Here is a 9979-nt window from a genome sequence, read left to right as displayed (position 1 = left end):
GAGGAAATCCTCAACGAGACCAACATCCACTTCTACAACCAGATGACCGCCGCGAGCGCCGCGGACATCACGGTGGACATTACGGCCAACGACATCCCGCTGACCGATCTGAAGGATCTGGGTTACAGCAAGGCCGCGGAAGCCGGGCGGAATACCATCTTCATCGGCGCGGGTTCAATCGACGACGTCGACTTCGATGCCGACCGCTCGGACAACAATGTGCGCGTGGCCTCGGGCACGCACCAGCTCAGACAGGCCCGGAACTACACTGTGGTCGCCCTAGGGGATGTCCCCAGCGACACGACGAGGATCGAGGCCTTCGAGCAGCTCCGGAACCCCGCCGGCGCCAACCGCGTCTCGATCCGGTTCATCAATGCGCTGGCGAACCAGGACGTGGCGTTGAGCGGCGACGTGACGATCCCCGAACTCAAGTTCGGATCGGCCAGCGGATATCAGGAGATCAGCGTGGCCAACGGTGTTACAGTGGAGGTCGCACCGCTGGGTGGGATACCGGTCCCGGACGTCAGGTGCAATCCGGCACCCACCGCGCAGAGGAGCTACGATGCCATCCTCGCTTTTGACGATTTCGACGGTACCGGCATCGCCCTGTTCTGCCACGAGAACAAGGACAGATGACCTGACTTCGCGGAATCTACGTCGAGCCCAGTTTCAGCGCCAGTGGCATGCCGGATCCGCTTCGCTTGATCCGACCTACGGTTTTTCCGTGCTTTCAGTGAGTCATGACATCGCGTAGGGTGGAACAAGCGCAGCGGTTCCACCGTAGCCCGCCGTTGGCTACGTCCAGGGCGCCGGGGTGAAATCCGGCGCCACCGCATCGAGCCCACCGACGCTGGCAGCCAAACGGCCCTCGACGTCGACGGCGCCCACGCCCATGGGGGCGGCACGATCGGCCACAGGACGCGCGCTCTTGCTTCGGCAGAATCGCCGCAGTTGGCTTGCTTCCGATTGAATTCCGGAGGTTTTTCGCCAGACCCTTACAAGAAAACCGCGGGGCCGAGATCAGGTCCTCTGAAGGAATAGTCACCCCAGCAGGGCAACGAGCGAGCGTTACCGGTGAGTCGGGTCAGCGCAACGTACACCGGCGCGTCGGCGTCAACCTGCAGTCATCTCACAAGGACGGGGAACGCAGGACCATCAGTTTCTCGACCTGCATGTCCCTGAATGTGTAGGGGATGCCGCCGACCCCGTAGCCGGACTCACGCAGACCCGCGAAGGGCATCCAGTCGACACGAAACGCGGTGTGGTCGTTGATCATGACCGCGGCGGCGTCCAGCCCCCGGAAACAGCGCATGGCGGTGTCGATGTCCCGGGTCAGCACCGCCGCCTGAAAGGAAAACGGCAGGGCGTTCGCTCGCGCGAGGGCCTCGTCGACATCCTCGTAGCCGTACACGCAGATGACCGGACCGAAGACCTCCCGGGTGCTGACCTTCGCCTGCGCCGGGGGGTCCTGCAGGACCGTACAGGCGTAGGTGCTGTCGGACAGCCGCCTGCCGCCACCGCGCAATACGGCCCCCCCGTCGGTGGCCTCCTCGACCCAGGCCGCGACCCGCTCGACCTCACGGTGACGTATCAGTGGCCCGACCTCGGTCTGCGGCAAGGTCGGATCGCCTATTTCCATGCTCTTGCCGAGCGCCGCCAGACGCTCGGCGACGGCTTCGACGATCGAGGCATGCGCGAATACGCGTTGCACCGAGACGCAGACCTGACCCGCGTGGTAGAAGCCACCCTTGGCAAGGAGCGGCAGGGTGTCGTCGAGATCCGCATCGGGCGCGACGATGACCGGCGCCGCGCCGCCATGCTCCAGGGCGCAGCGCGCACCGGGTGCGAGTTTCGAGCGCAACATCCAGCCGACCGCGGCACTGCCGATGAAGCTCAGGAAACCGACGCGGGGATCGGTGGCCAACCGCTCCGCCAGGGTCTGATCGTCCACCACCACCGCCTGGCAATAGCCTTCCGGCAGTCCCGCCTCCAGCAGGATCCGCACGAAACGGAACCCCGACAACGGTGTCGCCTCGGCCGGCTTGACGATCACCGGGCACCCGGCGGCGATGGCCGGACCCACCTGGTGAACGATGAGGTTCAGCGGATGATTGAAGGCGCTCAACGCCACGACCACGCCGATCGGTTCCCGGGTGGTCATCGCCAGGCGGTGCGCCGAGGCCGCATTGAGATTCATCGGGATCTCCGTCCCGCCTTCCCTGCGCAGGCACTCGACGCAACTCTTCATCCCGTCGATGGCGCGTGCCACCTCGACCCGGGAATCGATCAGGGGCTTGCCGCCCTCACGCGCGGCCTCCAGGGCAAGTTCCTCGGCGCGGCCGCGCACGATTTCCGCGGCCCGCTCCAGGATCTCGATCCGTCGTGAAGGAGGCAACCAGCGCCGCCGGTCGCGGAAGATCCGCCAGGCGGTTTCCAGGGCGGTCTCCGCCCCGGCGTCATCCAGTGCGGAGACGGTGGCGATCTCGCCGCCATCCCAGGGGGCGGTCACCGTGATGCGGCGGCTGCCGGCAAGCCCGGGACCGATCAATTCGAAGTGCTCTGTCATGGGACTGAACTCGCGGTTGTCAGAAGGTTCGAGTAACGGCGATCGGCTGGTTAAACCGCCCGAAACCTGTGCCGGAATCCGACCGGTCGATCCATGCCGGGCCGGCGGTGGAAACATAGTAGACGACGCGTCAGAAACCGAGGCCGACCCCGATACCGAATTGTATGTTCGACAGCGCGCGGCTCCGTTCCCTGGGCCACAGGTATACCTTGTCCGGACTCAGCAGCGGATAGGTGTAGTCGGTCTCTCCAATCTTGCCTGCTACCGTTTTCCCGACCGTTCCCAGAACGGTGACGATCCGCCCTTCGGTATAATCGGCGGGTTCCAGATATCCGGCATACACGACAATGAAGCGACCCAGGGGATCAGAGTCGCGTATCGGGCGCTGCCTGCCATCGAGCGGATAGGCCAGTACCTCCAGGCGTGTATCGTTCTCGAGGTTGGTCGTTTTCAGTATCGCACCGCCCCATAGCACCGATCGGTTCGCCACGATCTCCTGCTCAGCCACTGCGGCCCTCGGTGTCAGGGCACGATCCACCCCGCTCACATCGAATTTCGGGCTGCTTGCACACCCGGTAAACAGTACCGGGAAGAGGATGATCAGGATAAGACGGTTCATCGTCGCTCACTCAGGGCTTGGAGGTATCGAAGATATCAGGTAGACCAGGATGCCGAACAGCACACCTCTTAAAGTATACGGCCGGGGGAGCGAACTCCCCATCGCACCGGATGCGGATCCGGCATCTCCCCTATCCTCCATTCGAAGGATTTCACTCTGCGAGCGACAACGGGACTGAGAAAAGTATTGTCTGAAAATAAGGTTCGCTACGTGCCTGCCTTCACCAGAATTCCCCATCTGATGGCACGCTATACGGGACAGACGAGACTGCCCATCATTTCGGTAAGTTTCATGTTCTCCTCATAGTCGACCGGGCAATCGATCACCACGACCGTGTCGTCCGCGATCGCCCTGCGAAGTATGGGCGCCAGGTCGCCGGCCGCGTCGACACGGTATCCCTTCGCCCCGAAGCTCTCGGCATACTTGACGAAGTCCGGATTGGTGAAATCGATGTGGCTCTCGCGGCCGAATCGCCGTAGCTGATGCCAGCGAATGAGACCGTACTTCGAGTCGTTCCAGATCAGGATCACGATGGCGGTGCCCAGGCGCAATGCGGTCTCGATCTCCTGGGAGTTCATCATGAAGCCCGCATCGCCGGTGACGGTGACCACCGTCGCGTCCGGCTTGACGAGTTTGGCGGCGATGGCCCCGGGGACCCCGATCCCCATGGAGGCGAAACCGTTGGAGATGATGCAGGTGTTGGGCCGCTCCGCCTCGTACATCCGCGCCACCCACATCTTGTGGGCGCCCACGTCCGAGATCACGATGTCCTCCGGCTCGAGGACCTTGCGCAGATCGCTGAGGATCCGCTGCGGCCTGACCGGAAAGCCGTCGTCCTCGACGTGGGCGCGGATCTCCTCGACGATCGTCTGGCGCAGGCTCCCGGCGTAGTAGGTCTCGTGCCGGGCCGCACGCGCGGCGATTCGTTCCAGGGAGCTGCCGATATCCCCGATCACCCCGGCCGCGACGATGTAGTGTTCGTCGACCTCGGCTGGACTCATGTCCAGATGGACGATCCGCTTTTCCCGGTCCGGGTGCCACAGGTGCGGAGGGTATTCCACCATGTCGTAACCCACGCAAAGCACCACGTCCGCGCGGTCGAAACCGCAGGCGACGTAGTCCTTTGCCTGCAGGCCGACGGTGCCGAGCGAGAGTTCGTGCGAGAACGGGATGACGCCCTTGGCCATGAAGGTCGTCGCCACCGGGATGTTCAGCGTCTCGGCGAAGCGCACCAGGGCGTCCGACGCGCCCGCGCGGATCACGCCGTTTCCCGCCATGACCAGCGGATACCGCGCCCCGTCGATCAAGGCGGCGGCCTGCTCGATCTTCTCCTCCCGGGCAAGCGGCGCCAGGGGATGCTGGACCTTCAGCGGGGCCTTGCCCTCGACGTTCTCGGTCGCGATGTTTTCGGGAAGGGCGATGAAGCTGCCGCCGGGCTTCTCGGTCTGGGCGTCCTTGAAGGCCTTGCGCACGATCTCGGGAATGATCCCCGGCTCACGCACCTGCACGCTGTACTTGGAGATCGGCTCGAACAGGTTGACCAGATCCAGTACCTGGTGGCTCTCCTTGTGAATGCGTGTGGTGGCACCCTGCCCCGCGATCGCGACGATCGGGGCGCGGTCCATGTCGGCGTCGGCGAAACCGGTCACCAGGTTCGTCGCACCGGGTCCGAGTGTAGCCAGACAGACACCCGCCCTGCCGGTCAGCCGGCCATAGACGTCGGCCATGAAGGCCGCGCCCTGCTCATGGCGGGTCGTGATGAAACGGACCTTCGCCGACAGCAGGGCATCCATCACGTCGAGGTTCTCCTCCCCCGGTATCCCGAAGATGTACTCGACGCCCTCGTTTTCCAGGCACTGCACGAACAGTTCCGCGGCTCGCATCGGTTTCCTCCAGTCCGAACGGGGTTTCGATTGTAGACCTGAAGCTGGAGCGGTTCGATATTCGTACCGACGCGCGTTCCCGCTCCAACCGTTTGGATTTCATAAGACAGCCTTGGCTGGACGCGACCGATCGGCTGCGCGAGTCGATCGGTCACCGATCCGGGGTTCCCGGAGGAGATTCGCGTATCGGGTCAATCTCCACCGGCCCCTGAACACGTACCGCGGCGGGATCCGTGGTGCCCCACCAGTTGCCCGGCACCGCCAGCGGTTCATCGGTATCGCGATTCTTGAGGTCCCATTTGCCGTTGCCGTAGAGTCCGTTGTCCTGGAGCATGACCTGCGTATCGGTAAACTGCGCACCACCGGCATCGTTCTCCGACAACACGCAGCGCCGTGCCTCGACGATCGAGCCGCGAGCCGACAGACCGGCCTTGCTTGAAGCGCGGATCACAGTATCGTTCAGGGTCAGTGCGGCGTCTTCCGCGACCACGCCCCATTCGTTGCCTTCGATCAGGCCGTGGTCGATTCGTACCCTGGCGTTTCGGGCGTTGACCCCGAACTGCGCGCCCCGGATCTCGGCGTGGACCAGACGGCTCTCGTCGAGGGTCCGATCGAAAAAGATTCCCTTCCACGGGCGATCGCCAGCGGCCGAGAAACGCACCGGCCGCTCCGGTTCGCCCTCAACGTCCAACGCGCCCTTGACGACGAGTCCCAGCTCCTGAAACCAGATTGACGTGCCGGGCTCGACCGTCAGGGTGGCCTCAGGGGCGATGACGGTCAACTGCGATGCGAGATAGGGGCCCTGTGCCTCCGTCAGATGGGTGTCTTCGGCGATGAGGGGTGGCAGCGGCGTCGGTGTCGCCAGTGTGACCGGTGCGAGCACATCGATCCAGCGGCTCTCGGCGCCATCGCGACTGACGAGCCGCCCCACTAGCTCGCTCCGAAATTCGCGATCGCCAGGCTGCACCACGTATTCGCCCGCGTAGATACCGCGCTGACGCTCGTCCAGCGGCAGATCGCGAATCGCCTCGGAGATGTCCCAGGCGCCGCTCGCTCCCGGATCGCCGACCAGCACCGCGCGCAGCGTATCTCCTGGGACCAGGAGCCTGCCGGCCCCGCTGTGGACCATCAGGCTGATCGCTGGCGGCGGTGGCGCCGGTGTTTCCGGATTGGGCATGGAGTCCACCAGATCCAGGCACAGCTTGGCGGCCACCTGGACCGACTTGCTCCTCACATGACTGATGTAGGTCGAGATCACGGTCGTCGCGATCCCGGTGAGCGACAGGGGGACGCCGCCGCGGCGATCGTGGGCGTTCTCTTCCCTCTGCCAGAGGACGTCGCCGCTTTGGCAGTGATACAGCGACGCGTTGAGTCCGACCTGGGTGTCGGTATAGACGAGTGCATAGAGCTTGCCGAACGCGGTCACGCGCCCGGTGATCAGGCCATCCACACCAAGGTACTGACAGATTTCCTGCAGTGGCATCTCGGCCGTGTCGCCCTGGACAGCGGACAACAGGTCACGCTTGGCCAGAACCTCATCCACCGTGTAGAGTTCCACGTCATGGTAATTCAGGGAACTCAGGTAGTTGTAGAACACCTTGCGCACGACGGTCGCAGCCTCCGGATCGCTCGTGTCGTTTGCAAAGGGAAGCACCGCGACCCGGGTGGGCAGGGGCCCGGCGGGCTCGTCGCCGGATGCCGCCCCGGTATCCGGTCCCGGCGTACTGCATGCAAACAACAAACAGGCAAGCACGGAAGCAGCGAACGGCTGCCGGAATCTCCGGCACTGGCGGATTGGCCTCACCACGGGGTCTCGGACTCCGCTGTGCCGTCTTCCCCGTCATCGAACAGGTAGTCCATGATCCAGCTCGATTCCACACCCGACTCGTCCAGCAATTGCCTTACCCGCTCCTGCCGCGCCCTGGCCTGTTCACCCGGATCACGGTCGGTACGGTCCGTCGTCTGCGCCTCGGCGTTACCGGGAGCGACGGCACAGGTCGCGACGCGCTCCCGCACCGCGGGATCGTCGGGTTGGATGAGCAGGTAACGCTGGAAGTAGACCCTCGCTTTCGCGGCCTCGCCGGCCTGACAGAATCGCTCGCCCTGGCTCCGGTAGAAACCCAGCATTTCCGCGATCCGTAGCTGTGCAACCCGATTCCGGGGATCGAGCGACAATACCGTGCGGTAGATGGAATAGGCATTGGCGTCGGCGGGGGTGAGGTACTGTTTCCGCTGAAAATAGTCATCCGCCTGGCGCAACAGCTCGGTCACGGAACGGTCCTCGTCCGCGGGATCGGCCTTGACACGCTGCACCCCGGCCCAGAGCGCGCTGAGTGCCTGCTGGGCCTCGCCGTAGCGCGCGGAGTCAGCGCCGATGGCCAGGTATTCTCGAATCGCCTTGCGGGGTTCGTCCTGCGACGCGAACCACTGCCCCTGGGCGAATCGCACCTCATCGAGCAGTTCCCAGAGCGGCTCGGTCTCGACGGCGGCCCCATGCTGCTTGAGGTGGGAGACGATCAGGGATTCGGCGTCGGGGAGGTGCGACTCCCCTTTGAGTTTCCGCGCCCGCTCAAGTACCGACCCGGCCATTAGTGTCTGCACCTCGCCCGCCAGATCGGCCGGCGGGTCGGCATCCAGCACCTGATCCAGCACGCGCATCGCCGGGTCGTGCGCGTCCCGGGCGAGCATCTGGCGGGCCTCTCCAATCCGGCTTTCCAGTTGCCAGGGACGGTAGACGTACTCGTGGAGGAGGAATGCCGCCATGGCGAGCATCAGCAGTACGGTTGCCAGGACCACGATCCGGGGGGGACCCCTGCGCTTCACCACGACCTGTGTCTCTATGGGACGCTCGTCCCCGGCACGCTCGGAGGCAAAGGTGAACAGGTAGTCACCGACCTGCAGGGTGTCCCCACGGAAGAGCCTCGACTCGTTGACGATGACCTCGTTGACCAGAATGGGATTGGTTCCGGACAACCCGACCGCGAAATATCCGTCTTCGCGCCGCACCACCGCAGCGTGAAGCCGTGAGACCGTGTCGCCCCCCAGCCGGATCGCGCACTGCTCGCCGCGGCCGATGGTCACCCGAGGCGTATTCAGGGTAAAGACCTTCGGTGTCCCTTCTGCCTGTTCGAGCACCAGCCGGGGACCGAGACGCTGTTCGGCGATCCGTGGCGCCAGACGGGTCGCCTCGTTGAGTGACGCCGCGCAGGCCTCGCCGGTCGGCGCCGCTTCGCTCTCCCGCCGGTCCTGGGGCCTCGCCGATTCGAAACGCAGGGAGAAGGGATCGATGCGCAGACGGTCACCGTCGTAGAGACGCGCCTCGCGAACCGCCGCGTCGTTCACCTCCAGTGTGTTGGTACCGGACAACAGCTCCACATGGAAGCCATCGTCGCGCCGCTCGAGCGCGACGTGACGGCGGGAGACGCGTGGATCGTCGAGCGGCAGGGCGCATTCCGCGGCACGACCGATGATCACGCGATCGCTGCTCAGTTCGAGGGACGCGCCGGTCTGCGGGCCGTCGATGACGGCGAGCCTCGGCCAGGTCGCGCAGAACACGGTCCTGTCGGGGTCCTCAGCGGGCCGTAATCGCGTTTCGTCGTCATCGCTCGAGATGCCGATCGTGTAGACCGTATCCCCGAAGCGAATCCGGTCGCCGGCCGTCAGCACCTGACGCTGAACGGCGACCTCGTCGATCTCGACGGGATTTCGACCGAGATTCTCGATCAGATAACCTTCGTCTGTCAGCGAGACCCGCGCCTGATGCCGTGAAACCCGGGCATCGTCCACATGGAATTCGCTGTCCTCGGCCCGCCCGATCGTGAATGCCGGCTGGTCGAATTTCAGCGCGAGGCCCGCTTGACCCTCGGGTGTGAAGACGATCTGTGGCAAGCCGCCCTCCCGCTCGCGTCAATGCACGCGGGGCCGGATTGCAATGGTGGTCAACCACTTCCCTCGGGTCAGAAGACCACACACTTTCCCGTCACCAACTCAGTCCGACTCCGTTGACCGGAATGGATTGAACACCCGGACGCCGCCAAAATCCATCCCGTCCTGAAGGTCCTCGGAAAGCACGGTATCGCAATCCGCCGCACGGGCCGCTTCAATAATTGCCGCGTCCCAATACGAGATCTCCCACCGCGATCGCGTCACGAGCGCGTTCCTGAGAATCGATACGGATACCTCCTGCACGCGGAATCTCAACCACGATTCGATCAGCGCCACGGCCTGTTCGTGCATCAAACGATCCGGTTTGGAGATCCGAGTCGCCTGTGCATAGAAATCCTGCAGAACCTGCACGGAGAGAGCGAGATCCTCCGAATCGAGGATCGCCAGCGCACGTTCCGCCTTCTGCCGCTCTCCGTTCGCCGTGCTGATCGCATACAGCAGAACGTTGGTATCAACGAACCGCACGGTCGTGGACATCCTCGCGATTCAGACGGTCGCCGGCCCGAAAAGCTTGGATCGATTCGATGGTCCGCTCTTGCAGCCGTTTACGTCGTTCGAAATCGCTCTCGCCTTCGGCGAACTCGATCAGGAATCGGCGCACCAACGCCGAAATCGAAGTCTCCTGCTCCGCCGCCCTGATACGAGCGCGTCGATGGACTTCATCAGGCACTGTGACTGTGATATTTTTCATATGCACATTATCACAGGGGGAGCTGAGGCACTCAAGCGGGTAAACCACCGCAATCGTACCGCAGGCAACAGCATGGCGCGCAGTTCGCCTTCAGATAAATCTGTCGTCCGGCCGGACGTACCTCATCTGCCTGTTTTGATGGGCGTGCGGTTCTGGCACGACTCTCAATCCGGTGTAAACGATAATCAAGCTCCAGATTCAGCCCGAAAAATCTGCGCGCCCGAGATTTTGGGTCTTTTACGGGGCGTTCAATGGGATCAGACTCGATTGATAGC

At 63.9% G+C, this 9979-nt stretch carries 8 protein-coding genes; 2 read left to right on the top strand and 6 right to left on the bottom strand.

Annotated features, from left to right (window positions below; translation table 11 throughout):
• Positions 1-636, top strand: a 636-nt coding sequence (locus tag LJE91_16270) for a DUF4397 domain-containing protein (GenBank protein ID MCG6870225.1), incomplete at its 5' end; no start/stop codon positions are given.
• Between the two features lie 493 nt (positions 637-1129).
• Here the strand turns inward: LJE91_16270 and LJE91_16265 are convergent.
• The 6 genes from LJE91_16265 to LJE91_16240 all read right to left on the bottom strand — a co-directional run bounded on the left by LJE91_16265 (position 1130) and on the right by LJE91_16240 (position 9490).
• The gene (locus tag LJE91_16265) at positions 1130-2566 is read right to left on the bottom strand and encodes an aldehyde dehydrogenase family protein (GenBank protein MCG6870224.1); all 1437 of its coding nucleotides are present in this window, start codon (positions 2564-2566) and stop codon (positions 1130-1132) included.
• Between the two features lie 130 nt (positions 2567-2696).
• Positions 2697-3185, bottom strand: a complete 489-nt coding sequence (locus LJE91_16260; protein ID MCG6870223.1) for a Slp family lipoprotein — start codon at positions 3183-3185, stop codon at positions 2697-2699.
• Positions 3186-3433: 248 nt separating this feature from the next.
• Complete coding sequence (locus tag LJE91_16255) at positions 3434-5068, bottom strand: acetolactate synthase large subunit (GenBank protein MCG6870222.1); 1635 nt, start codon at positions 5066-5068, stop codon at positions 3434-3436.
• Between the two features lie 151 nt (positions 5069-5219).
• Positions 5220-6875, bottom strand: a complete 1656-nt coding sequence (locus tag LJE91_16250; protein ID MCG6870221.1) for a DUF799 domain-containing protein — start codon at positions 6873-6875, stop codon at positions 5220-5222.
• Positions 6869-8956 (bottom strand): FHA domain-containing protein, encoded by a 2088-nt coding sequence (locus tag LJE91_16245; protein ID MCG6870220.1) that lies wholly within the window; start codon positions 8954-8956, stop codon positions 6869-6871. Before LJE91_16245 ends, LJE91_16250 begins: the two co-directional genes overlap by 7 nt.
• A 99-nt stretch (positions 8957-9055) precedes the next feature.
• The gene (locus tag LJE91_16240; protein MCG6870219.1) at positions 9056-9490 is read right to left on the bottom strand and encodes a PIN domain-containing protein; all 435 of its coding nucleotides are present in this window, start codon (positions 9488-9490) and stop codon (positions 9056-9058) included.
• Here LJE91_16240 and LJE91_16235 point away from each other — a divergent pair.
• Positions 9483-9979: hypothetical protein (locus LJE91_16235; protein ID MCG6870218.1), on the top strand; the 497-nt coding region annotated here is incomplete at its 3' end. The two genes, LJE91_16240 and LJE91_16235, sit on opposite strands and share 8 nt — an antisense overlap.

This window comes from Gammaproteobacteria bacterium (assembly GCA_022340215.1).
Classification (GTDB): Bacteria; Pseudomonadota; Gammaproteobacteria; order JAJDOJ01; family JAJDOJ01; genus JAJDOJ01.
Note: the sequence above shows the minus strand (reverse complement) of the source record. Positions and strands in the feature narration are given on the sequence as shown.